The organism is Phycisphaeraceae bacterium (genome assembly GCA_019454185.1).
GTDB lineage: Bacteria > Planctomycetota > Phycisphaerae > Phycisphaerales > UBA1924 > JAHBWV01.
Genome location: CP075368.1, coordinates 2,918,921 through 2,942,412 on the forward strand (window position 1 = coordinate 2,918,921; position 23,492 = coordinate 2,942,412).

Below are 23,492 nucleotides of genomic sequence, written 5' to 3' on the forward strand. Positions count from 1 at the left end.
CACTCGCGGCATGAACGATGACCGCACCGTGGTGGGGCCGCCGGGCGAGAGCCCTTCGCGTGATCTTGAGCCGACGCTCGACGCGCCATCCGCCGGCGAGGCCAATCCGGGCGATGCCGCGACGGTGATCCTGCCGGGGGCGGAGCGTCCGGGGACGATCATCGGTCCGTACAAGATTCTGCAGCAGATCGGCGAGGGCGGGTTCGGCTCGGTCTTCATGGCCGAGCAGGAGAAGCCGGTGCGGCGCAGGGTCGCGCTCAAGATCATCAAGCTGGGCATGGACACGAGGCAGGTGGTCGCGCGCTTCGAGCAGGAGCGCCAGGCCCTGGCGATGATGGACCACCCCAACATCGCGCGGGTCTATGACGCCGGCGCGACCGAGGCCGGGCGCCCCTACTTCGCGATGGAGCTGGTCAAGGGCGAGCCGATCGTCCAGTACTGCGACAAGAACAACTTCAGCATCGAGGCGCGACTCGAGCTGTTCGCGCAGGTGTGCAACGCGGTGCAGCACGCCCACACCAAGGGCATCATCCACCGCGACATCAAGCCGACGAACATCCTGGTCTCCACGCAGGACGGGCGCGCGCACGCGAAGGTGATCGACTTCGGCATCGCCAAGGCGACGGCCAGCAAGCTCACCGAGAAGACGCTCTTCACGGAGTTCCAGCAGCTGATCGGCACGCCGGAGTACATGAGCCCCGAGCAGGCCGAGGGGTCGCTCGACATCGACACGCGGACGGATGTCTACTCGCTCGGCGCGGTCCTCTACGAGCTGCTCACCGGCTCGACGCCCTTCTCGGGGCGCGACCTGCGTTCGGCCGCGTTCGCCGAGATCCAGCGCATGATCCGGGAGGTCGAGCCCCCCAAGCCGAGCACGCGCCTCAGCCAGAGCGCGGGGACGCTCGCCGGCATCGCGGCGGCGCGGCGCACCGAGCCCAAGCGGCTCGGCATGATGGTGCGGGGCGAACTCGACTGGATCGTGATGCGCGCGATGGAGAAGGATCGTCAGCGCAGGTACGAGACCGCCAGCGGCCTCGGCGCGGACATCCGCCGGTATCTCAGCGGGGACAACGTTGTCGCGGCTCCGCCGAGCACGGCGTACAGGGTGCGCAAGTTCGCGCGAAGGAACAAGGGGAAGGTCGCCGCGGGAGGCGCGGTTGGGGCTGCGCTCGTGCTGGGGCTGGTCGGGACGGTGTGGCAGGCGCGTGCCGCTGCGGATCAGCGTGACAAGGCCCGACAGGAGGCGACGCGCGCGCTGGCTGCGGAGTCGGAGACGCGTCGGCGCGCCGAAGACCTGCAACGGGTCGCGGACCTCCAGGGGCAGATGCTGGCGCAGGTTGATCCGATGGCCGCGGGGATGCGCCTGACGGATGATGTCAGCGGGCGGCTCGATGCCGCGCTGGCCAAGGCCAACCTGAGCGATGAGGATCGTGCGGCTCGGATGGAAGCGTTCATCGGGATGTGGAGCCAGATCAGCGCGACCGATGCCGCGCTCGAGCTGATCGATCGGACCATCCTGCGCCCGGCCGCCGCCGCACTCGACACGCAGTTCGAGGACCAGCCGGAGATCGCGGCGACGCTGCGTCACGTGGTCGCCGAGCGGTACCACGACCTTGGTCTGGATGGTGAGGCGGTGGCGTTGCAGGAGCGGGTTGTGGAGGCGAGGCGCCGGCTGCTGGGCGAGGACAACACGGAGACGGTGAAGTCGATCGGGAACCTCGGGGTCTACCAGGCCTCGCTGGCGATGCACAAGGAGGCGGAGGCGAATTATCGCGAGGCGCTCGAGAGAGGCCGGCGCGTGCGAGGCGAGGACGATCCTGAGACCCTGGTGTATCTCGCGAATATGGGCAGCATCCTTGTCCAGACCGGCCGATTCGATGAGGCCGAACCGGTGCTGCGCGAGGCGCTGGAGCGGCGGTGGCGCGTGCTCGGGGATGAGAGCCCGGACACGATCACCTCGATCCGCGACTGGGGCGACCTGCTGATGCACCAGGGGAAGTTCGCCGAGGCGGAGCCGTTCTATCGCGAGATGCTCGAGAAGCGTCGGCGCGTGCTGGGCGAGGAGAACCCTGCGACGCTGAGCGCGCTCAACGACATGGCGATCCTGCTCCAGAACCAGGGGCGGCTGGAGGACGCGCTGGTCTATCTTCGAGAGGCGGTGGAGAAGAAGCGGCGTGTGCTGGGCGAGGTGCATCCATCGACGCTCAGCACAGTGCAGAGTCTGGGCGCGGTGCTGGATATGAACGGGCAGTCGGGCGAGGCCGAGGCCCTCATGCGTGACACGCTGGCCAAGCAGCAGGCGCTCCTGGGGCGCGATCACACGAGCACGATGACGACGATGGGGAACCTGAGCGCGCTGCTTGTGGGGCAGGGGCGGTTCGCCGAGGCGGAGCCCCTGTGCCGCGAGACGCTGGAGCGACGCACGCGGGTCATGGGCCCCGATCACGCCTCGACGCTGGTCGCGAACAACGTGATGGGGCTGGTGCTGATTCGGCAGAAGCGGTACGAGGAGTGTGAGCCGTATTGGCGCGAGGCGGCGGCGATCGGCCGGCGCGTGCTGGGGCCGGCCCACCCGGAGACGCTCGTGTATGTTCACAATCTCGGGGGGCTGGCGTATGAGCAGGGCAAACTCGCCGAGGCGGAGGAGCGTTATCAAGAGGTCATCACGCTGGGGGCTCCCGCGCTCGGGATGGGTCAGCCGGTGGTGCTGTCGGCGCATCGCCGGCTCGGCGCGATCATGGTGGAGCAGAAGCGGTACGCGGGCGCGGTGGACGTGCTCTCTGCTGCTGAGCCCGAGTCGCGGAACGCATCCACCGGCGCGAACCAGCGTTCGCTGGCGATGCTGCTGAAGGATCTCGGCACAGCGCGGGCGGGTCTGGGCGAGTTCGCGGCGTCGGAGACGAACCTGCTGGAAGCGCACGCGATCTTTGTCAATGTCCGGGGTGAGGAGCACGCGGAGACGATCGCGTGTGCGCGGGCGCTTGCGGAGATGTACGAGGCGTGGGACAAGGCCGAGCCGGACAAGGGGCACGGTGCGAAGGGGGAGGCGTGGCGGGAGAAGATTCCGGGGTAGTGGGGGCCTCAGATTGTGTCGCGCGTTCTGGATGAGGAAGCGTTTGAGTTGTGTCTGTCCCCGAGAGTTGCAGGCGGGGGAGTAAGGAAGGGGGCGGGGGCGGTGGGGGGAGTGTGCGCGGGGAGATTTCTTGGGGTTGCGGCCGCATGGATGCGGATCTGTCGCCCCTCCGGGGCTTGGGGGAAGAAGAGGAAGAAAGGAAGGGGTGTGGGATCGCTTTCCAGGGGTTGCGTTCGGGGCTTTGCCCCTCACTGACCCCTGGCAACCATCGCTCGCTGCTCCGCAGCGGAAAGACACGCCTTCGCTATCTGCCTCGCCCTATCTCTCTCACCCGATCTTCATCGCCAGGGCCATGGCCTTGCCCATGTCGGCGGGGGAGAGGGCGACGGAGACGCCTGCGGCCTGGAGGGCCTTGATCTTGGCGTCGGCGGTGTCGTCGCTGCCGCCGATGATCGCGCCGGCGTGGCCCATGCGTTTGCCGGGGGGTGCGGTGCGTCCGGCGATGAAGGCGGCGACGGGCTTCTTGACGTGCTGCTTGATGTACTCGGCGGCCTTGATCTCGTCGGTGCCGCCGATCTCGCCGATCATGAGGATGCCGTGGGTGTCGGGGTCCTGCTCGAAGAGCTTGATGCAGTCGATGTGGTTGAGGCCGCGGACGGGATCGCCGCCGATGCCGACGCAGGTTGACTGGGCGAAGCCGAGGTTACTGGTCTGCCAGACGGCTTCGTAGGTGAGGGTGCCGGAGCGGGAGACGATGCCGACGGACTTTCCGAGCTTGGACTGGCTGATGTGGGTGTGGATGTAGCCGGGCATGATGCCGATCTTGCAGCCGGCGTTGGTGTAGGGGTTGGAGCCGCTGTCGCCGGTTCCGGTTTTGGGGCCGGGCGTGATGACGCCGGGGCAGTTGGGGCCGACGAGGACGATTTCCTGGCCACCGCTCTGGAGAGCGGTGCCACCAGGAGCGGTGCCACCGTAGTTGTTCATCTCGTCGAGGACGGCGCGGACCTTGATCATGTCCTGGACGGGGACGCCCTCGGTGATGGCGCAGATGAGCTTGAGGTCGGCCGCCGCGGCTTCGAGGATCGCGTCGCCAGCGAATGCGGGCGGGACGAAGATCATGGTGGCGTCGGCGCCGGTGGCCTTTACGGCTTGTTCGACGGTGTCGAAGATGGGGAGGCCGTTGGGGTCCTTTGTGCCGCCCTTGCCGGGGGTGACGCCGCCGACCATCTTTGTGCCGTAGTGGAAGCATCCCTTGGTGTGGACAGCGCCGAAGGCGCCGGTGATGCCCTGACAGATGACGCGTGTGGTGCTGTTGACGAGGATGGCCATGGGGGAAGACGGTAGGGAGAAATGGCCAAAGAGCCAAATGGTCAAAGGGCCAAATCAAGGCAGGGACTCACCACAGGGGCACAGAGGGCACAGAGAAGTGGGGGAATGGGCAATGGCGGAGCAGAAGGGGAATGGGCAAGGGGGCCGAGGGGTGGAGGGAGCGGCATTGGGCATTCGGCATTTGGCATTGGGCATTCGGGGGAGGGAGGAGGAGGGCCATCTGCTAGGATCGGGCGGGCCGTTTGGTAGAAGGCCAGATCCCGGAGAACGCCAGTGGCTGAGACGAATGTTCTGCGTCTGTTCAACACGTTCACGCGGCAGGTCGAGGCGTTTGAGCCGCGTGACCCGGAGCGGGTGACGTTTTACACGTGCGGGCCGACGGTGTACGACGATGCGCACATCGGGAACTTCCGGTCGTTTCTGGCGGCGGATGTGCTGCGGCGTTTTCTTGAGAGCCCGATGTGCGTGCTGGCGGAGAAGCCCGGACACCGCTCTGGAGAGCGGTGCCACCAGGAGCGGTGCCACCAAGGACCAAGACAGGTCGTGCACGTGATGAACATCACCGATGTCGGGCACATGACGGATGATGCGGATGGGGGTGAGAACGGTGAGGATCGGATGGCGGTCGCGGGGCGGCGGCTGCTGGAGGCGAAGAAAGCGGGGAAACTGGACGCGGGAGTGGATGTCGATCCGAAGGACCCGCGGCAGATCGCGCGGTACTTCGAGGGGCGGTTCAGGGAGGATGCGAGGAGGTTGGGGCTGAAGCTGGTGATGGAGGCGGAGAAGGATGCGGGGTTGATGCCGCGTGCGACGGAGCATGTGGGCGGGATGATCAAGGTGATCGAGCGGTTGATCGCGCGGGGTGCGGCGTATGTGGTGGGTGAGGTTGGGAAGCGGGTTGTGTACTTCAGTGTGCAGCACTTCCCGGCGTATGGGAGATTGAGCGGGAACACGCTTGATAAGTTGCGCGAGGGCGCGGGCGGGCGCGTGAGCGCGGAGAATCAGTCGGGGAAGCGTCACCCGGCGGACTTCCTCTTGTGGAAGGAGGATCCATCGCACATCATGAAGTGGGCGAGCCCGTGGGGCGAGGGGTATCCGGGTTGGCATATCGAGTGCAGTGTGATGTCGGTGGAAGGCACGAAGGCACGGAGGCACGAAGGCACGGAGGGGAAGGGGGGCGGAGGGGCAGAGGGCGGAGACGCGGGGGGCGAGGACATTGCGACGATGGTGGTGCCGCATGCGGAGCCGATCATTGATCTGCACTCGGGGGGCGAGGACAACATCTTCCCGCATCATGAGTGTGAGATTGCGCAGAGTTGTTGCGCGTTCAATGCGCAGCCGAACGGAGCAACGTACGCGAAGATGTGGTTCCACCCGAGGTTTTTGCTCGTCGAGGGTGAGAAGATGAGCAAGAGCAAGGGGAACTTTTTCACGGCGCGGGATTTGTTTGCGAAGGGGCATGAGGCGGCGGCGGTGCGGCTCGAGCTGATCAAGACGCACTATCGGAGTAACGCGAACTTCACGGAGCAGGGGTTGTCCGAATCGGCTGGACGAATCGCGCAGTGGAGGAAGACTGCCGCGCTCGTAATGGAGGCACGAGATCGGGACTGGCTTCCCGTCTGGGGGATACGCCCAGACGTGGCGGAGCTTGTCAATCGGTTTGCTGAGCGCCTCGCATTTGATCTAAACGTTGCGGGAGCGATCGCAGCGATGGACGGGTTGGCGAATCACTCTGCCATACGTTCTGCCGCGATGGCTTGCCTTGGGATCAAGGACTTTGACGATCTCAGCGCGTTTCTCCATAAGCATCCGTTGCCAACCAGTTGCTTGGACGCTCGGAGCGCGATGCAGGCCGTGGAGAGCGGACGGCAGAAGAAGACGTTCGAGGAAGTGTGGGGCGCGATCCATCTGATGGATGCCGTGCTTGGATGTATCTTCGTGCCCACCGATGCGAGCTCGCCCAGTACATCATCGGTTGTGAGCGAGATCGGGATGTTCATCGGTGTGGAGCCAAGCCCGGAGGTGGAGGCGAAACTGCGCGAGCGGCGGGATGCGCGCGCGCGGAAGGATTTCGCGGAGAGCGACCGGCTGCGGGATGAGCTCGCGGCGATGGGGTACGCGATCAAGGATGCGAAGGATGGGAAGGTGGAGGTGAGGAGGAAGTGATGGGCAGTGACGGAGTGACACAGTGACGGAGTGAAGAGAGCGCGGGGGGAGTTAGAGAAAGAGCGGGGCATTCACCACGGAGGGCCACGGGAGGGCCGCGGAGTTGAGAGCTGGGAGGGCTGTTGAATGCGGGCGCGGGTCACAGTTCGGGGGCTGGTGCCGATCATCGGCAAGGGGCGTGATGCGCGCGAGTTGGATGTGATCCCGTGGGAGGCGTGGGACCCGGCGAGGGGGTACGTGCTGCGTGATGGATCGGGGCGGATCGCGCGGATTGAGGGAAAGCGGGCGGTGGTGGAGTTGGCGAGCGCGAGCGAGCGGCGGGTTGCGGGCAAGGCGTGGAGGAGGGCGATCGCGCGGGGGTGGCGTGAGGGGACGAGCGAGTTTGTCGGAGGGGCGGGGTCGGATGTGTGGGCGATGCGGTTCATGGGCATGATGGTGTTGTTGGTGGTGGGGATGGCGGGATGGATGTTTGTGCCGCTGATGGTGGAGATGGTGCGGGCGGGTGTGTCGACATGGATGGATGCCGCGGTGATCGCGATCTCGGTGGTAGTGGTGGGCGGGATGATGGTGCCATTCGCGATCTTCGCGGCGTTGCTGTGGGATGTGCGGGGAGTGTGGACGGGGTCGTTGCCGCGGGTGATTCGGATGACGCGCGAGGGTGTGTCGTGCACAGATGGACAGGGGCGCGAGGGGGTGTATGCCTGGGCGGACTGCGAGCGCGTGCGCGTGGGATTCGGCGGCACGTTGTGGTTTGCGGGGGGCGAGCGGGTGACGCTGCTCGGGCTTGGGGTGAAGGGGCGGCGGATTCTCGGATGGGTGCGGGAGGAGATTGATGCGAGGGAGGGGCGCTCGGCGCGGCGGTCAATGTTCGTGGCGGTGCTGATCGTGTTGTGTGTGCTGAATGGCGTGTTTGCGGCGGGTTCGGGTGCGATGACCGGTGCGGGCACGGGAGCGATTCCGTGGGTGCGCGTGGCAACGGCGTTTGCGGGTGGTCTCTTGATGCCCGCGGCTTTGCTCGGGGCGTTGCTGTACGGCGATCGTGTGACGCGGTGGTGGGAGAAGAAGCGAATGATGACGCGGCGGCGTGCGCGGGGTTGATGAGATGTGTTGACGTGTGTGCCGCGTGTGCGATGTGTGGAGGCGGGGAGGAGCGATGCGGCGCAGGGGGCGGTGCCCCCTGCAACCCCCGAAGGGGAAGAGACTTCAGTCGCTCCTCGCCCTGCGGGCTCGTGCGCGACTCAGAGGCGTTCAAAGGATGCGCTGCGCGGGGGTTTGTACCAGACCCTGCGGCGACCGCCGCGTGGGGGGCGCGGTGCGTCTTGGGTGTGGTAACCATCGCTCGCTGCTCCGCAGCGTCGGAGGTGAGGGTGTTGGTGCGGGACTATGTGATGAAGAGCGCGATTGATCGAATGTGAGTGAGATGCGTGAGGCCGCGGCGGTGCGGAGACGCAGCACCCCGGGCTTGCGAGCTTTTTGCGTCATCGCTTCATTGCCTGTGTGTGTCGATCAAGGATGATGATGGCTTGGATCCATCGACGGACCCGCTCGATGCCGCGCACGTGCGGCGGGATAAGCCCCACATGGTGGGTCATTTCCAGGCGTGCAAACACACGCTCGATCACGCGCCGGAGTGACAGCAGGCCCCTGCCGAAGCCCGTCATGCTCTGCTCCAGCATGTCGATGGCTCGACGGCGGTCCGGATGCGTTCCGGACCGCCGCACGCCGCGACCCACGCGGCAGTCCTTCCGCGGAACCACCAGTTGTCCGCCCTTGCACGCGCAGAGTTCATAGAGCTTCACGCTGTCGTAGTTCGAGTCGGCCAGCACATACCCGTTCAACTCCATGTCTCGCATCATCCGCTTGGCCATCACTGCTTCATGGCAGTGCATGGGCGTGAGACGCCAGGAGACGATCGAGCCCGCGAGATCGCAGATCGCATGGAGCTTGTAGCCGCGCAGTCCCCATGCGCCGAAGGTCGCGGTCCGGTCTCCGGAGTGCGAGGCGACGCGCAGGGCCTTGCCGTCAAGAGCCAGCACCAACGCTCCCGATGCAGAGACCAGATTCTCCGCCTCCGCCGCGGCAAGTAACGCCTGGACGCTGGTGGTTCTCAGCCGCCGGCTCATCCTGCTTGGCGAGGGCAATCGACCACGCCGCCACAACGGCCATGCATCGCGTCGGCACGCCCAGGAGGTGGGTCGTCGGTGCAAGACGGCCCAGAGAAAGGTCAGCACGATGTCCGCATCGGTGAAGGTGAAGCGACCGCCACGCGGGCTCCGATCCAGCTTCCGCACGCTCGCCGCCAACACCCTCCAACTCGCGTTGTCCATGCTCGGTCTCCTGTCTGGCAGCTCCACCAGTGGGACCGAGCATGGCATGAGCCATCAGATCGCGCAAGTCTCCACAATGGAAACCCTTGGAACACATGGCGCAAAATGCTCTCGCGCCCGGGGCTCCCTTTGTCATGTTCGATCACGAATAGGTATCCCCTCGCTCACGCTCGCGGTTCTCTAGAGACCTCACGCCACCGTGATGGACTTGTCGAGGTAGACGTCCTGGATCGCTTGGAGCAGGCCCGCGCCTTCCTTCATGGGACGCTGGAAGGCCTTGCGGCCTGAGATCAGCCCCGCGCCGCCTGCACGCTTGTTGACGACCGCGGTCCAGAGGGCTTCCTGCATGTCGCTCGCGCCCTTGGACTCGCCGCCGGAGTTGATGAGGGGTGCGCGGCCCATGTAGTTGTTGATGATCTGGTAGCGGCAGAGGTCGATGGGGTGCCCGCCCGCGCCGGTCTCATCCGACCCCGCCAGCTTCGTGTACACGCGCTTGTCCCACTTGCCGTAGGAGGAGCCCCCGGTGTTGAGTGCGGCATAGCCGCCGTTGTTGGTGGGGAGCTTCTGCTTGATGATGTCCGCCTGGATCGTCACGCCGAGGTGGTTCGCCTGGCCCGTCAGGTCCGCCGATGCGTGATAGTCCGTCGACTTGCCGTCCGCGCCCTTCACCTTGAAGGCGTTGTTCCGCGTGTAGCACCAGAGCACCGTGACCATGCCATAGGCGTGCGCCTCCTCGAACATCTCGGAGACGTAGCGGATCTCCTCGCGCGAGGTCTCCGAGCCGAAGTACACAGTCGCGCCGACCGCCATCGCCCCCATCTCGAAGCACTGCTTGATCGACCCGAAGTACGACTGCTTGAAGATGTTGGGGTACGTCAGCATCTCGTTGTGGTTGAACTTCACGAGGAACGGGATCTTGTGGGCGTACTTGCGCGCCACGGAGCCGAGCACGCCGACCGTGCTCGCCACCGCGTTGCAGCCGCCCTCGATCGCGAGCTTCACGATGTTCTCAGGGTCAAAGTACTCCGGGTTCGGCGCGAACGACGCGCCCGCTGAGTGCTCGATCCCCTGATCGACCGGCAGGATGCTCATGTACCCCGTGCCCGCCAGACGCCCCGTGTTCAGGATCGTCTGGAAGTTCCGCAGGACGTTCACGTTCCGGTCCGTCGCGCTCGCGACGCGATCGACAAAGTCCGGGCCGGGCAGGTGCAGCGCACCCTTACCGATGGTCTTGGACTCGTGCTTCATCAGGGCGTCATACTCAGCGCCGAGAACTTCGCGAACGTTGATGGCCATCGAACTGCTCCGGAATGGGACGTGCGGTGTGAATGTCGTGGAAAAGAGGCGGATCATAGGTGACGGAACGCCTCTTCGGATTACACTCCGTGCGGCCTCTTGCAGGGCCCGGAGGACATCGAATGGACACTGAACCGGCTAACACGCAGCACTGGTTCGAGCGGGCCGAGCCCGTCGCACGCAGGATCTTCCTTCAGGACGAGACTGCCCGGCGTCAACTCGCTTCCGATGCCACCCTCGCCGCGCCACGTCCCTCCTCGCTGCGTCTCTGGCTCGGCATTCTCTTCCTCATCCCCGTGCCCCCCATCGGCATCGGCCTCCTCATCAGCCACATCCTCGTCTCGAACGCCGCAAAGCGGCGGCTTGCCGCGCTCCTCAACCCCTCGAGCATCAACGCGGGGCGTATCCGCATGTCCTATCCGCTGATGTTCAACAATCTCTTCATGCAGGGCCAGATCCCCGAAGCCCCCGGACTGGTTCTCATCATCGACGACGACGGTCCCGAACCCGACTTCGACTTCATGCTCGACCTCGTCATACGCATCTCAGTCGCCGAGCCGAAGTCGAAGGACCGCATCGATCGTGCCTTCGCCGCGCTCATGTCCGACGAGCGCTACGTCCCGCAGCGCCGACGCCTGATCGATCCCTCTGTCACCGGCGGCCGCGTGATCTACGCCGCGGACCTCATGGCCAATCGCGCCGAGCTCGCCGCCGACCTGAACACCCTGCCGACGATCCCGTGCTTCATCGGCCGTGGCCCGCACGCGATCACGCGGGTGGTGCCGGCGCGCATCCTCGCGGGCGCGTTCGGGACGAAGGAGCAGACAGCTCGACCCGTGCTATAATCTTACTGGTAAGATCAAGCGGAGCCCCACATGGTGTCTGTCTCCACAACGCAGTTGTCCTCCAAGGGTCAGGTTGTCATTCCGCAGGAGATCCGAGCTCGGCTCGGGTTGAAAGCGGGAAGTCGCTTCGTGGTCGTCGCCGAGCGAGGTGTCGTGATCTTCAAGACGATCGATGCCCCCGATCTCAGCGGCATGGATGCACTTCTCAAGCGTGCAAAGAGCCAGGCGCGCAAGGCGGGCGTGAAGAAGTCGGACGTAAGCAAGGCCATCAAGCGAGCGCGAAGCCGCGATTGAGAGCGGTCATCGACACGAACGTGCTCATGTCCGGCATCTTCTTCGGAGGCGTGCCCGGCAGAGTGCTCGCGGCGTGGTCGAATGGGCGGTTTGAGCTGGTTGCGACTCCGCTCATCCTCGGTGAGTATCGGCGTGTAAGCCACGAGCTCCGAGCGCGGTTCTCAGGCATCGATATCGCCGACATTCTCGATCTCATCACGCTCCGCGCCGTGTTGATCGACGACAGCCCGATTGCCGACGGCATGTGCCGCGATCCCGACGACGACAAGTTCCTCTCTTGCGCACTGTCGTGCTGCGCGGTCATCGTGAGCGGTGACAAGGACCTGTTCGCCGCAGACGGTTCGCTGGGCGTCAGGGTGGTCACGGCGCGAGAGTTCCTTGCGACGCTCGAGTAAACGGGTGCTCGGGTGCGCCTACTCGTTGAGTCGTCGGACCTGGCTTGTCCTCACATCCCCCCCCTCTCAGAAGAGCACGCCCCCTCGCTCCAGCATGATCGCCAGCGCGTTGTACGCGCCGTGCAGCACGATCGCCCCGACCAGCCAGCGCGTCGCCGGCACGAGATCCGGGCGACGCTTGTCGCGCATCCCGTCGCGCCACGCGCTCGCCAGCCCCATCCCCGCGAGCACCGAGCACCCCACGTGCAGCGCGACACACACCGTCCAACGCCACAGCACCAGTTCCGCCGAGGGCAGACGCACGTACACGTGCAGGTACAGCAGGTTCTCGATCACCGAGAACACGAGCCCCGCCGCGCCGGCGCAGATCAGAATCTGCGTGCGGCTCAGAAACAGGTACGGCTTCCGCTCCACCACATACGTCGCCAGCGCGACCTTGCACACCTCTTCAACGATCGGGCCGAAGACAACCAGCACGATCGCGCCGAAGAACCCCTGCCCCCCGCCCCAGATCGCGCCCGCGAACGCGCCCACGACCGCGAACGGACCCGCACCAAGCGCGATCAGCCCCGTCATGCTCCACGACCGCCCGACATCCCGCTCGGCGACCCTCGCGTCGAGCCAGCGCGCGTACGTCACCGCATCGTCCGGCACGCGCCCGGAGAGCGCGTCGCTCGTGGTCGGCTCCTCCCACACACTCTCGTCCGGCTCTGCATCCACGGGCCGGATCGCCGGAGACCCGCACTCCGGACACGGCGTCCCCTGCCCGATCCCCACGCGGCTGTAACCGCACCGCCAGCACCCCGACCCCTTCTCGCCGACGACCTCCCGCCCCGACGATCTGATGTGGGGCTCATTTGCCACGCTGTCGCGCGCCGACGCCCTTTCGCGACGACCGCCCCAAAGGGACTCTCCCCCTTGCTCACCTCTCTGAGATTGATCCCCCCCAGGCATCACGCGCCCCGCTTGTACGCCGTGCCGCTCGCGACCACGCACACCATCGTCATCACGCGCTTCGAGGTCGCTGCGCTCCCGCCGATGTCGGTGCTCTCGATGCGGACGTTGCAGATCGCGTCGTACCCGAGAGCGCGCGCCTGCCTCGCCATGCGCAGCACGGCCTCACGCCGCGCACGCGACATCAGCGTCTCGAGCGTCCGCAGTTCGCCGCCGATGATCTTCTTGAGCATCGACACGAACGTCTTGAAGTAATCGCTGGAGATCACCGACTCTCCGGAGACCAGCGCGGGCGCGTTCGCCTCACTCGTGTGCTCCCTCCCGCACATCGGGAACGTGCGCAGGTCCGTGACGAGCATCGGCGCGAGCACCTCCGCCTCGGCGATGCGCAGACGCTTCAGGTGGCGGATCTCGGCGATGCGTCCCGCGCTCAGCCCGACGATGAGCAGGACGAGCACCCAGCCGAACTCGAAGAGAAGGTCAAGCGGTACGTTGTTCACGGCGACCCTCCCCTCAGGCGTGCTCGGGCTGCACGACCGCCGCAGTGCCGTAGGCGTACATCTCCGCCGCACCCGTCGTGACGCTGCTGGTGCTGAAGCGCACGTTCAGGATGGCGTTGGCCCCGAGCTGCTGGGCCTGGGCCATCATCCGCTCGACCGCCTGCCTGCGCGACTCGGTGAGCAACTCGGTGTACCCCTTGAGCTCACCCCCGACGATGTTCTTCAGCCCCGCCGCGATGTCACGCCCGAAGTGCTTGGCCCGCACGGTGTTCCCCTGCACCAGCCCCTTCAGCTCGACAACCCGCATCCCCGGCACAAGCTCAGTGTTGACGACGATCATGCGCACACTCCTGGAACGAACCACTGCCCAAACTACCCGCGCCACACCCGGCACGCAACCAATCCACCACCTCACAAGGCCCATCATTTCTCATCATCTCACCACGCTCATTCGGTACAATCCCTTCATGCTTTCTTCATGCCTGATCGTGGCCGGGTCACTCCTCCTCTTCACCCCTCCCCCGGCGACTCCGCCCGCCTCTCCTCCTCCCCCCCCCACGCCACCCGCCGCAACGCCTCCTGCTTCGGCTCCGGAGCCACCCGCAGAAGATGCCGCGCTGCGCCCGAACCTCCTCCTCAACCCATCCTTCGAAGGCGGCATGGACCCGTGGTTCAGTTTCGCCGAGCGGAACACGACCTCCTGGGGCAAGTTCGCCATCTCCGACACCGTCGCCCGCACAGGAACCCGCAGCGCGCACCTCGAAATGGACAGCACCAAGTACCGCGGACGCACACGCATCCACGGCGCGGTCCAGGAGTTCAAGACCACACACGCCCCGGAGACCATCGGCGGGTGGTACAAGGTCGAGAACTGGCAACGCGGCACACCCAAGCAGTACCTCCAGGTCGTCGTCATCCTCTGGAACATCCAGGAACGCGTCCCCGCTATCGGCAACGCACGCAACGTGCAGATCGCCTACACCCTCGCCGGCGTCGAAGAGGCCCCGCTCTCCATCTCCAACCGCAAGTTCATCCTCAGCGGCCCGCCCGAGCCCGTGCAAGGCGAGTGGGTCCACTTCGAGATCAACCCGCGCACAGACTTCAAGGCCCACTGGGGCGTCGACTTCAGCAACTTCGAGTTCTGCCGCGTCCTGTTCGAGGTCCGCTTCGACTCCCTGCGCGACGAGGATCCTCCCGTCCGGGGCGATGTCTACTACGACGACCTCTACGCCCACGAATGAACATCCGTGTTCGCCCCGCTCACACATAAGACCCGACGCTCGTCTCAAAGCCGAGATCGAGGCACACGATCAGATACCGCAGCGCGTCCGCCGCGTGGTCGTGCCCGTCCTTGATCGGCATCTGCCTCCACTGGTCCTTCGGGTCAAAGTGGTACGAGCGCAGCGCCTCGATCAACCCCGCGCACCGCCTGTGAATGAACAGCCGGGGCTCACCGATCGCCGGACGCAGGCGCGCCCGCACCATCTCCAGCCCCGTCCGCGTCGGCGCGCTCCTCCACCCCGGGCGGAATCCGCTCGCACGCAGCAACTCAACGTTCGATCGCCCCGACTGGTCGCTCGTCGCGCGCCCCGCCGGATCGACCCCGAGCCAACGCGGCACCGGCCACGCCCCCGAACGCATCGCCTCCACGTGATCCCTCAGCAACCCGTTGTGCGCCACCCGCTCATCCACGATGAAGAGCCGATCCTGACGCTGGTCATGCACCGCCCACAGCAGCACGCTCGTGCGGAACCCGAAGTCCATCCCCGCCAGCCACACGCCGCTCGCTTCGACACCGTCGGGCAGCGCGTCGACAACATGCACGCTCTCGTCAAACTCCGGAAAGACGGTCTCGCGCCGCGTCGGCCTGAGACAGAGCATCTCCGACTCCCACACCTCGCGCGAGACGCGCCCCTTCTGACGCGAGGCGTCCTCGATCGAGACATGCCCCGCGATCTCGTCGCCCCCGCCGCGCATCGCGCACTCCTCCCCCACCGCGCAGCCCTCCCGCTGATCCGCCTCGCACACGCACGGCGCGAGCACCTCGGCGATCCCCCACTTGAACAGCGTCCGCTTTCCCTCGGCGCACGAGCCCACGATCCGGCGCATCAGGCCGAACGGCATGTGCATCGTCGAGAGCGCGTCGATCGAGCCACGCACCAAGCCCGTCTCCAACCTCTCCGACCGCGTCACCAACTGGGCCGCCTCCCACACCTCCTCATCGAACAGCTCCACCTCATCGCACCGCAGCCGATGCACACGCGTGCCGCGCACCGACGCCTGCGACTGCGCGAGCAGCTCCACGCGCGATCCGTTGCGCAGCTCGATCCTCCGCTCCGTGATCCGCCCGCGCACCAGTGGCGCGAGCTCCGGCCTCGTGAACGCGCGCCGAAGATGCTCGTGCATCCGCGAGCCCTGCTCCAGAGACCCCGCCAGAATCCGCACCTGGATCCCGTCGTTGAACACCAGGTCCGCCACCGTCGCGATCGCGCCGAGCATCGTCTTCCCCCCGCCGCGGCACGCCCACACCACCCCGTCCCGCGCAGCCCCGCTCTCGCCCCGATCATCGAACGCATGCCACAGATACTCCATCGGACCCCCGCGCCCGTCTCGCGAACGCGAGGGCACCTGAACACCCACACACTCATGCACAAATCGACGCAGTTCCATCGGATTGCGCGGCCTGCGCACGCCGCACCCGTGAGCGCCCCCATCTCGCGCCCCGCCCTCGATCGACCCCGACTCTCCGACACCTTCGTGCTCCATGCGCGGCTCCTCCATCGGATCCGTCGCACGAGCGGGAGCCCACCCTCGCACCACACACTCACGCCGATCGACGCAAGATGCCCCGCGTGATCCCCGGCAACCCTCGCTCCATCGACTCACGCTGCGCCACTTCGCCCTCATCCCCGTGCACATACACCACGGGTCTTGCGATCAGCCCGCGACCGGCGGTCGACGCCCGGTCCACTCGCCCCATCGCCAGAGCCGCACGCGTGCCGCGCGAAGCGTTCAGCCAGCGATCGACCGCGACGCGTATCGAGGCGTCCCGCATCAGCAGCCGCGCCCGCGCCGGATCAACCAGTTCATATGGAGCCCTCCCCCGCGCCCCGAGCGCCAGCAACAGCCGCTCATCACGCGCCGCCCTCGGAAACTCCACGCGTCTCATCCCGCAGCGCGCAAACAGCGACGTGTACCTCGCCATCGACGCGATCGTCTCCGTCAGCACCGTCTCGCGCGACGCAAGATACGCCCGCACGAGCATCGAACCGACACCCATCGATCGATGCCGCGGCTCGACGATCACCCGTGAGATCGTCCTCAGATGCGCATTGATCGCGCGCGCACGCTCGCTGTTCCCAAAACCGTCGAACACACCGGGCCAGGCCGTCGCCCGCCACGATGCGTTCAGCACCGGGCGCGACACCGCCAGCACACCGACCAGCCCGCCCCGACCACTGCCCGGCCCACACCCCGATCCACTGCCCGGCCCGCCACCCAGCCCGGCTCTCCGCTCCACCGCGCGCAGCACGCGCACCGGGGCGTGGGGCAGCGAACGCGCGTAATGAAACGGCGACATCGCGCGGAGATCCGCGAGCGTCCCCTCCTCGATCACCCAACCGACAACCCGCGTCATCACGCCACCCCCTTCACGCGCTCGCCGCGTTCGCGCACACCAACCTGCGCATCCAGCGAGAGTTCCAGCGTGATCTCCGGCTCGAGCCACGCCAGGGCACGCTCGTCGTGAACGCACACCGCCGCCGCCACGCCCTCTGTTCGGCGCACGAACCGAGCCAGCGCGCTCGCGACGCCCCGCGCGGTCGTGATGTCCAGCCCGCTCCCGAACTCGTCGATCAGGAGCCACACCGGCGCACCGGACTCCCTTCGCGCCGCCAGCGCATCACGCATCAGGAGCGCAAGCCGCAGACGCGCACGCTGCCCGTCGGACAACGCCTCAAACCCGAGCCCGAACAAGCGCGGCTCCGCAAGCCCGACCCGCGCCAGCAGCGAGATCGATTCCCCGAGCGTCGTCCGGGGAATCTCCACCGTCGCGCGCCCCTCCATCTCCGTCGCCCACGCCCCATCCGACGAACGCAGCGCGTAACACCCGGCCCGCTCAACCATCGTCCCGACCTCGCGCAGCACCGACGACTTTCCGCTCCCGCTCGGGCCGAGAATCGCCGCCACGCTCGCGTTCCGCCCCGATGCCGCGATCCGAGCCGCGCCCTCGCGCCACGCCCGCCGCTCAGCGCGGAGCATCCGCTCGCAATCCCGAACCCCGAGACCGAACGCCGCGAGCGCGTGCAGCACGCGGGTCGATGGACGCCGTTGCACACCACGCGCGCTCATGCCGCCACCCCCTTCGCGAGCCGCTCGCACGGTGCCGCCGTGCCGCGCTGTCTCTCGACCACCGACCGGAGCGTCCACTCAAACTCCCGCATCCGCGCTCGCACCACGTGCTCGCCGATGCCGAGCTCTCTCGACGCGCGACGCATCGAGATCCCCCGCCCCACGCACGCAAGCACACACGCCCGCGCTGTCGCATCCCACGACGAGGCCTCGGCCAGCGCGAGCGCGTACGCCGGAGACTCGATCCGCCCGATCAACCGGCGCACCCGCTCCCGCAGCGAACTCGGCGACCTCCCGATCTGACGCGCGATCTCCGCGATCGCTCGCCCATGACCAAGATGCTGATCCAAGAGCCACTGGTCCTCCGGCGCGAGCAGCATCACGCGCGACAGCAACCCCGCCGCACGCTCACGCTCCATCACGCGCCGCAGATCGACCGACGCGTTCTCGCTCAGACGCACCACCCGGCGCCGACGCTTCACTCCACTCGCACGCATGGGAATCCTCCATACTGGTTCCATCGGATGGGCCTCCCGAGGCCCTTCCCCCGACAGTCTTCCCCATCTGGAGCACCATTGCAAGGACTTTGTTCGGTGTATACCCGGATGCGCGCCCAGAGACCCCCACTCGCGGCCCGCTCACTGACAGACGTCTGTCAGTGAACCCGGTCGGGCGCGCTCGCGCATCCCCTGCAAGCGCGGCTATCAGGTCCCCAAGATACTCTGACGGCCCGCGCCCCCCACCCCTACCACATCCAGGAGCGCGCCGTGGGAGCAACGCATGAACGCGCCGGACACTCCGATCCAGCCATCGAACGCCTCACCCTCACCTGTCCCCTTCTCCGAGCGGATCGGCGCGATGGATATCGCCCGCGGGTTCGCCCTCCTCGGCATCCTCACGGTCAACTTCCGCTTCTTCTCCTCGCCCCTTGGCGCATCGTTCCTGCCCCCCGGGCCGGACACGCCGCCGCTCGACAGCGCGTGGTGGTTCATCGTCTACACCTTCGGTGAATCCAAGTTCTACACCCTCTTCTCGCTCCTCTTCGGCATGGGCTTCATCATCCTCACCGATCGCGCCCGCTCGCGGCGACCCGAGAGCGCAACCCCGATCGCCCTCCGACGCTTCGGCTTCCTCGCACTCCTCGGATTCCTCCACGCCAACCTCTTCTGGTACGGCGACATCCTCTTCGTCTACGCCATCGGCGGGCTCGCACTCCTCCTCGTCCGTAGGTGGAAAGCCCGCACCCTCGCGATCGTCGGCGCGGCACTCATCCTCGTCGCCGAGACCTTTGTCATGCTCAGTCTGCTGCTCGGCATGCTCTTCGCCAACACACCAACTTCGCCCGCCGAGCCAGCCCCGAGCGCGATCGTCACGCCCGATCAGCCAAACAACGATCCAAAGATCGAGCCAACCACCGATCCAGACGCCCAGTCCGAGCCGGTCACCACATCCTCAGACAGCCAAACCCCCGCTCAAATCTCAGACCCCGACGCCGCCAAGAGCAAGATGCCGGCACCCTTCCGCGCGATGCAGCAATCACCCGAAGGCCCGCAATCGCCCGTGTGGATGGAAGCCGAGACCATCGCCTATCAGAAAGGCCCCTACCTCGACCTCGCCATCTTCCGCAGCGTCACCTGGCTCGCCATGTTCGTCTTTGTCATCCCCTTCATGGGGCCGCGCATCCTCGGACTCTTCCTCATCGGTGCCGCCCTCATCCGCTCCGACTTCTTCAACCAGAGCCGCACCCGCATCCATCGCACACTGATCCGCGTCGGGCTGCTCGTCGGGCTCCCCGCCGCGGCTCTCGCCGCATCCGGCAAACTCTTCATCACCCCCGGCGACGTCACCCACCCCCTTAATTTTGTGTGGCAGGCCCTGTACGCGCTGGGCGCGATCGCCATCCCCTTTGCCATCCTCGGCGGCGCGGCCCTGCTCGCCAACCGTGCCCCCGCCTCACCGGGCCTCGCCCGCCTCCTCCACCCCTTCGCCTGCGCCGGACGCCTCGGCCTGACCAACTACCTCACCCAGACCCTCGTCGCCACCACCACCTTCTACTTCTACGGCTTCGGGCTCTTCGGCAAGGTCAACGGACTCTGGCCCATCGTCTTCGTGCTCGGGCTCTACGGATGCCAGCTCGTCTTCAGCACGCTCTATCTCAAACGCTTCGCCATCGGCCCCGCCGAATGGCTCTGGCGCACGGCGACGTACCTCCGGCCAGTTTCTTTCCGCCACATAAAGTCCGAATAAGCATCGGTTTACGAACGCTGTTCGGGCTGATTTGGTCCGAAGAACAAGAAAAACCGTCATTTTGCTGGCATTCCCCCAATTTGGTCATCTGTCTTCGACTTTTCTTGCGTATTCTCTGGTGGGCCTGTGTTCTAAGCCCATTCCATAGAGAGAGATAAGGAGAGACACTTATGTTGCGTACCCGGTCCACCGTGCCCGTTTGGGCGGCTGCTGCTCTTTTCACCACGTCGACCTTCGGCATGACGGTCATCCACGGGGATGTCGCCGCCAGCACCGAAGGAACCGGAGCCACGTTCTCCGGCACGCTCAACTACATCCACCTGGGTGGCTCTGTCGGTGAACTCACCGTCACCCTCACCAACGACACACCCGCCCATATTGGTGGGCTTCTCACCGCCTTCGTCTTCCGCTTCGACACGGTCGATATGTCCGCCTCGACGCTCCTCACCTCCAGCACCGTCCCCTCCATGACCAACACCGGCGAGACCAGCGGCTCCCCCTTCGGGACCTACATGGGTGGCGCGGGCGTGGGCGGCACCTACCTCGGCGGCGGCATGCCCACCGGCGGCCTCGCCGTCGGCGCCTCCGGCACCTTCGTCTGGACCATCACCGCCTCTGACGCCGCGATGCTCACGGACAACTCCTTCGTCAACGCGTCGCACAACCCGGGCCTCCTCGCCCGCTTCCGCGGCCTGGCTGACGGCGGCTCCGACAAGGTCCCCGGCGTTCCCACCCCCGGCTCCCTCGCCCTGCTCGGGCTCGGGCTGCTCGCCGCGGGTCGTCGTCGCTGATCCATCACCTCAGCACGCATCACACATCACGGGCAGTGAGCGCGAGTGGCGCTCACTGCCCTCTTTCTTTCACGCCACGCGCCGCGACCCATGCTGACTCGCACTCACGTCCCTTGACTTTGTTCAAGCGATGGGGCCAAATCACCCGACACTGAAAGCCACAGGCCACGCACCCCGCTCGTTCACACGAATCGAACCCATGATCCGCTCCCTCACCAGCAAAGCGACCAAAGCCAAAGGCGCCACGAGCGTCCGGCGGTCGCACTGCGTGAGCAAGGGCTGAGTTCAGACTCAGAGACCAGCAAGAACACGCAACCCACGCGGCTTCCGGATGCTCCGGAAGCCGTGCTTGTTTTTCCACCTTGTCAACCCACACCCGTCCGGAGAACTCAGATGTCCAGCCACACACACACCGGCACCAATCAGTCTGTCGCATCACCATGCCCCGAGTGCGAAGGACCCGTCCGCTTCGATCGCCCGCCCCTCGCCGGACAGGTCGCCCGCTGCACCGACTGCGGCGTGGAACTCGAGGTCACCAGCACCTCACCCCTCACTCTCGCCCTCGCCCCCGAAGTCGAAGAAGACTGGGGCGAGTAAGAGAGTCCGAAACCGCCTTGAGGGCGATTGCGGGTGGTAGAGCGCGGAGATCGCTCGCCGGGTGAACCGGCGAGCTTGGAGGGCAACGCCCCATTCCCGTCGCCCCGTCATCTTCTTCACCTCTCGCGCTCACCCCTTCTCTCCGCGGCCCTCCGCGTTCTCTGCGTTGAACACTTCTCTCTTTGCCCCTCTCTTCCGCCTTCCTTCGTGCCCTTCGCGACCTTCGCGTTCAACCTCTTTCCCCTGTTCAGTCCTCTCTGCGTTCTCTTCTCTTGGAGCCCCCATGCGACTCGCCATCCTCCACACCCGTCTCCGCACCGAAGAGCGTCTCCTCGCCGACGCCTTCACCGCCCGGGGCGTCACGCCCGATCTCATCGACCTCCGCCAGGTCATGTTCGACATCGAACGCCCCGAGCACTGGCCCGAGTACGACGTGGTGCTCGACCGCACCGTCAGTCTCACCGCATCCCTCACGACCAATCGCGTGCTGGAGCACTTCGGCGTCCGCTGCATCAACCCCGCCGACGCAATCGAGATCTGCTCGGACAAGTTGCGCACGTCGATGGCGCTCGTCGCCGCCGGGATCCCCACACCCCGCGTCACCGTCGCGACCGATGCCGACGCCGCGATGACGGCGATTGAGGCGATCGGCTACCCCGCCGTGCTGAAGCCCACCGTCGGCTCATGGGGGCGCCTGCTCGCGCGTGTCAACGACCGCGATGCCGCCGAGGCGATCGTCGAGCATCGCGCCACGCTCGGCTCCGTCAACCACCACGTCTTCTATGTGCAGGAACATGTGGACAAGCCCGGGCGCGACATCCGCGTCTTCGTCGTCGGTGGCGAGCCGATCGCTGCGATCGTCCGCACGAGCGCCCACTGGGTCACCAACACGGCCCGGGGCGCCAAGGCCGCGGGCCTCACCGTCGACCCCGACCTCGCCGACATCTGCCGACGCGCTTCACGCTGCGTCAACGCCGACGTCGTCGCCATCGACATCCTCGAGTGCCCGCGCCGCGGCTATCTCGTCAGCGAACTCAACCACTCCATGGAGTTCCGCAACAGCATCGACACCAGCGGCGTCGACATCCCCGGACTCGTCGCCGACCACGCCCTCTCAATCGCCCGCTCCATCGCAAACGGACGCGCCCCCTCGCGCACGCCCGCACTCGCCGGAGCCGCCCGATGAGCATCCGTGTCTCCATCGTCGGCGCCAGCGGCTACACCGGTGGCGAGCTCCTCCGCCTGCTTCTCGACCACCCCGGCGTCGAACTCGCCGCCGCCTCTTCGCGCTCGCTCGCGGGCCAGCCCCTCCATCGCGTGCACCCCAACCTCCGTGGCCGCTCCGATCTGCTCTTCACCGTTCCCGAAGAAGTCCCCGCTTCCGACGTTCTTTTCCTCTGCATGCCCCACGGCCAGGCCTCGCGCGAGATCGATCGCTGGCTCGACAAGGCCCAGACCGTCATCGATCTCTCCGCCGACTTCCGCCTCCGCGACCCCGCAACCTACCGCGCGTGGTACGAGGAAGACCACCCCGCGCCCGCGCGGCTGGCCTCCGCCGTCTACGGACTCCCCGAACTCCACCGGCGCGAGATGCGCTCCGGCGCGCAACCCGCCCGCCTCATCAGCGGCGTCGGCTGCAACGCCACAGCGATGATCCTCGCCCTCCTCCCCCTCGCTCGCGCCGGACTCATCGAACGCGCCATCTGCGACATCAAGGTCGGCTCATCCGAAGCGGGCGCGGAACCCTCCGCCGGCTCGCACCACCCCGAGCGCTCCGGCGCAGTGCGCTCCTACGCGCCCGTCGGCCATCGCCACGCTGCGGAAGTCGCGCAAGAACTCAGCCCCCTCTCCGGCCCCTTCCCGCTCGACGTCTCGATCACCTCGATCGAGATGGTCCGTGGCGTCCTCTGCACCGCGCACGTGATCCCGACGCGCCGCGTCGAGATGAGGGACCTCTGGAAGACCTATCGCGCCGCCTACGCGTCCACCACGCACCCGGAGCCCTTCGTCCGCCTCGTCGCCGAGAAGTCCGGCCTGCATCGGCTCCCCGATCCCAAGATCCTCGCCGGTTCCAACTACGCGGATGTCGGCTTCGACATCGACCCGCGCTCCGGACGCATCGTCGCGCTCTGCGCCATCGACAACCTGATGAAAGGTGCCGCGGGCTCCGCCGTGCAGTGCATGAACATCGCCTTTGGCCTCGACGAACGCGCAGGGCTCGGATTCCCAGGATTGCACCCGTGTTGAGCAAAGCCAAAGCAAGACTCACCACAAAGCAAGACTCACCACAAAGCAAGACTCACCACAAAGCAAGACTCACCACAGAGG

The 23,492-nt window shown here is 66.5% G+C and carries 22 protein-coding genes; 12 read left to right on the top strand and 10 right to left on the bottom strand.

Annotation, left to right across the window (positions count from 1 at the left end; translation table 11 throughout):
- Window positions 1–10: 10 nt before the first annotated feature.
- Window positions 11–3,073, top strand: a complete 3,063-nt coding sequence (locus KF838_12415; protein QYK47581.1) for a serine/threonine protein kinase — start codon at window positions 11–13, stop codon at window positions 3,071–3,073.
- A 327-nt stretch (window positions 3,074–3,400) separates the two neighbouring features.
- Here the strand turns inward: KF838_12415 and sucD are convergent, their stop codons facing one another.
- Entirely contained in the window at window positions 3,401–4,402 is a 1,002-nt protein-coding gene (sucD, locus tag KF838_12420; protein ID QYK47582.1) for a succinate--CoA ligase subunit alpha, read from the bottom strand.
- Between the two features lie 273 nt (window positions 4,403–4,675).
- Here sucD and KF838_12425 point away from each other — a divergent pair, with 273 nt between their 5' ends.
- The gene (locus KF838_12425; GenBank protein QYK47583.1) at window positions 4,676–6,568 is read left to right on the top strand and encodes a hypothetical protein; all 1,893 of its coding nucleotides are present in this window, start codon (window positions 4,676–4,678) and stop codon (window positions 6,566–6,568) included.
- 126 nt (window positions 6,569–6,694) lie between these two features.
- A complete protein-coding gene (locus KF838_12430) occupies window positions 6,695–7,666 on the top strand; it encodes a hypothetical protein (GenBank protein ID QYK47584.1) in 972 nt (323 codons plus the stop codon).
- Between the two features lie 380 nt (window positions 7,667–8,046).
- On the opposite strand, the gene KF838_12435 is transcribed toward KF838_12430, so the two are convergent.
- A complete protein-coding gene (locus KF838_12435) occupies window positions 8,047–8,895 on the bottom strand; it encodes a transposase (GenBank protein QYK47585.1) in 849 nt (282 codons plus the stop codon).
- A 189-nt stretch (window positions 8,896–9,084) separates the two neighbouring features.
- Entirely contained in the window at window positions 9,085–10,191 is a 1,107-nt protein-coding gene (locus KF838_12440) for a class I fructose-bisphosphate aldolase (protein ID QYK47586.1), read from the bottom strand.
- Between the two features lie 122 nt (window positions 10,192–10,313).
- Between KF838_12440 and KF838_12445 the strand changes: the two genes are divergently transcribed.
- From KF838_12445 to KF838_12455, 3 genes are read left to right on the top strand one after another with little or no spacing between them, the layout of a single operon-like run.
- Complete coding sequence (locus KF838_12445; protein QYK47587.1) at window positions 10,314–11,036, top strand: hypothetical protein; 723 nt, start codon at window positions 10,314–10,316, stop codon at window positions 11,034–11,036.
- Between the two features lie 30 nt (window positions 11,037–11,066).
- Window positions 11,067–11,330, top strand: coding sequence for an AbrB/MazE/SpoVT family DNA-binding domain-containing protein (locus KF838_12450; GenBank protein ID QYK47588.1), 264 nt, complete (start codon window positions 11,067–11,069; stop codon window positions 11,328–11,330).
- Entirely contained in the window at window positions 11,327–11,725 is a 399-nt protein-coding gene (locus KF838_12455; GenBank protein QYK47589.1) for a putative toxin-antitoxin system toxin component, PIN family, read from the top strand. Before KF838_12450 ends, KF838_12455 begins: the two co-directional genes overlap by 4 nt.
- A gap of 66 nt (window positions 11,726–11,791) precedes the next feature.
- On the opposite strand, the gene KF838_12460 is transcribed toward KF838_12455, so the two are convergent.
- The 3 genes from KF838_12460 to KF838_12470 all read right to left on the bottom strand — a co-directional run bounded on the left by KF838_12460 (window position 11,792) and on the right by KF838_12470 (window position 13,519).
- Window positions 11,792–12,589, bottom strand: a complete 798-nt coding sequence (locus KF838_12460) for a PrsW family intramembrane metalloprotease (GenBank protein QYK47590.1) — start codon at window positions 12,587–12,589, stop codon at window positions 11,792–11,794.
- Between the two features lie 89 nt (window positions 12,590–12,678).
- Window positions 12,679–13,179, bottom strand: coding sequence for a heavy metal-binding domain-containing protein (locus KF838_12465; protein ID QYK47591.1), 501 nt, complete (start codon window positions 13,177–13,179; stop codon window positions 12,679–12,681).
- Window positions 13,180–13,192: 13 nt separating this feature from the next.
- On the bottom strand, window positions 13,193–13,519 hold the full coding sequence (locus KF838_12470) for a YbjQ family protein (GenBank protein QYK47592.1): 327 nt from the start codon (window positions 13,517–13,519) through the stop codon (window positions 13,193–13,195).
- A gap of 127 nt (window positions 13,520–13,646) precedes the next feature.
- Between KF838_12470 and KF838_12475 the strand changes: the two genes are divergently transcribed.
- The gene (locus KF838_12475; protein ID QYK47593.1) at window positions 13,647–14,420 is read left to right on the top strand and encodes a hypothetical protein; all 774 of its coding nucleotides are present in this window, start codon (window positions 13,647–13,649) and stop codon (window positions 14,418–14,420) included.
- A gap of 19 nt (window positions 14,421–14,439) precedes the next feature.
- On the opposite strand, the gene KF838_12480 is transcribed toward KF838_12475, so the two are convergent.
- Genes KF838_12480 through KF838_12495 form a run of 4 tightly spaced genes read right to left on the bottom strand, consistent with a single transcriptional unit; the run spans window position 14,440 to window position 18,026 of the window.
- The gene (locus KF838_12480; protein QYK47594.1) at window positions 14,440–15,945 is read right to left on the bottom strand and encodes a hypothetical protein; all 1,506 of its coding nucleotides are present in this window, start codon (window positions 15,943–15,945) and stop codon (window positions 14,440–14,442) included.
- A 58-nt stretch (window positions 15,946–16,003) separates the two neighbouring features.
- Window positions 16,004–16,816, bottom strand: a complete 813-nt coding sequence (locus KF838_12485; GenBank protein ID QYK47595.1) for a hypothetical protein — start codon at window positions 16,814–16,816, stop codon at window positions 16,004–16,006.
- Window positions 16,816–17,529 (bottom strand): hypothetical protein, encoded by a 714-nt coding sequence (locus KF838_12490; GenBank protein ID QYK47596.1) that lies wholly within the window; start codon window positions 17,527–17,529, stop codon window positions 16,816–16,818. Before KF838_12490 ends, KF838_12485 begins: the two co-directional genes overlap by 1 nt.
- On the bottom strand, window positions 17,526–18,026 hold the full coding sequence (locus KF838_12495; GenBank protein ID QYK47597.1) for a hypothetical protein: 501 nt from the start codon (window positions 18,024–18,026) through the stop codon (window positions 17,526–17,528). The genes KF838_12490 and KF838_12495 overlap by 4 nt, the downstream gene beginning before the upstream one ends.
- A 283-nt stretch (window positions 18,027–18,309) precedes the next feature.
- Here KF838_12495 and KF838_12500 point away from each other — a divergent pair, with 283 nt between their 5' ends.
- From KF838_12500 to argC, 5 genes are all read left to right on the top strand, one after another.
- Window positions 18,310–19,776 carry a DUF418 domain-containing protein gene (locus KF838_12500; protein ID QYK47598.1) on the top strand — a complete coding sequence of 489 codons (1,467 nt, stop codon included), beginning with the start codon at window positions 18,310–18,312 and terminating at the stop codon, window positions 19,774–19,776.
- 170 nt (window positions 19,777–19,946) lie between these two features.
- Window positions 19,947–20,567: a hypothetical protein gene (locus KF838_12505; protein ID QYK47599.1), complete on the top strand. Its 621-nt coding sequence runs from the start codon at window positions 19,947–19,949 to the stop codon at window positions 20,565–20,567.
- Between the two features lie 393 nt (window positions 20,568–20,960).
- Entirely contained in the window at window positions 20,961–21,164 is a 204-nt protein-coding gene (gene lysW, locus KF838_12510; GenBank protein QYK47600.1) for a lysine biosynthesis protein LysW, read from the top strand.
- A 283-nt stretch (window positions 21,165–21,447) separates the two neighbouring features.
- Entirely contained in the window at window positions 21,448–22,350 is a 903-nt protein-coding gene (gene lysX / locus KF838_12515; protein ID QYK47601.1) for a lysine biosynthesis protein LysX, read from the top strand.
- Window positions 22,347–23,411, top strand: a complete 1,065-nt coding sequence (argC, locus tag KF838_12520) for an N-acetyl-gamma-glutamyl-phosphate reductase (GenBank protein QYK47602.1) — start codon at window positions 22,347–22,349, stop codon at window positions 23,409–23,411. Before lysX ends, argC begins: the two co-directional genes overlap by 4 nt.
- Window positions 23,412–23,492 lie beyond the last annotated feature (81 nt).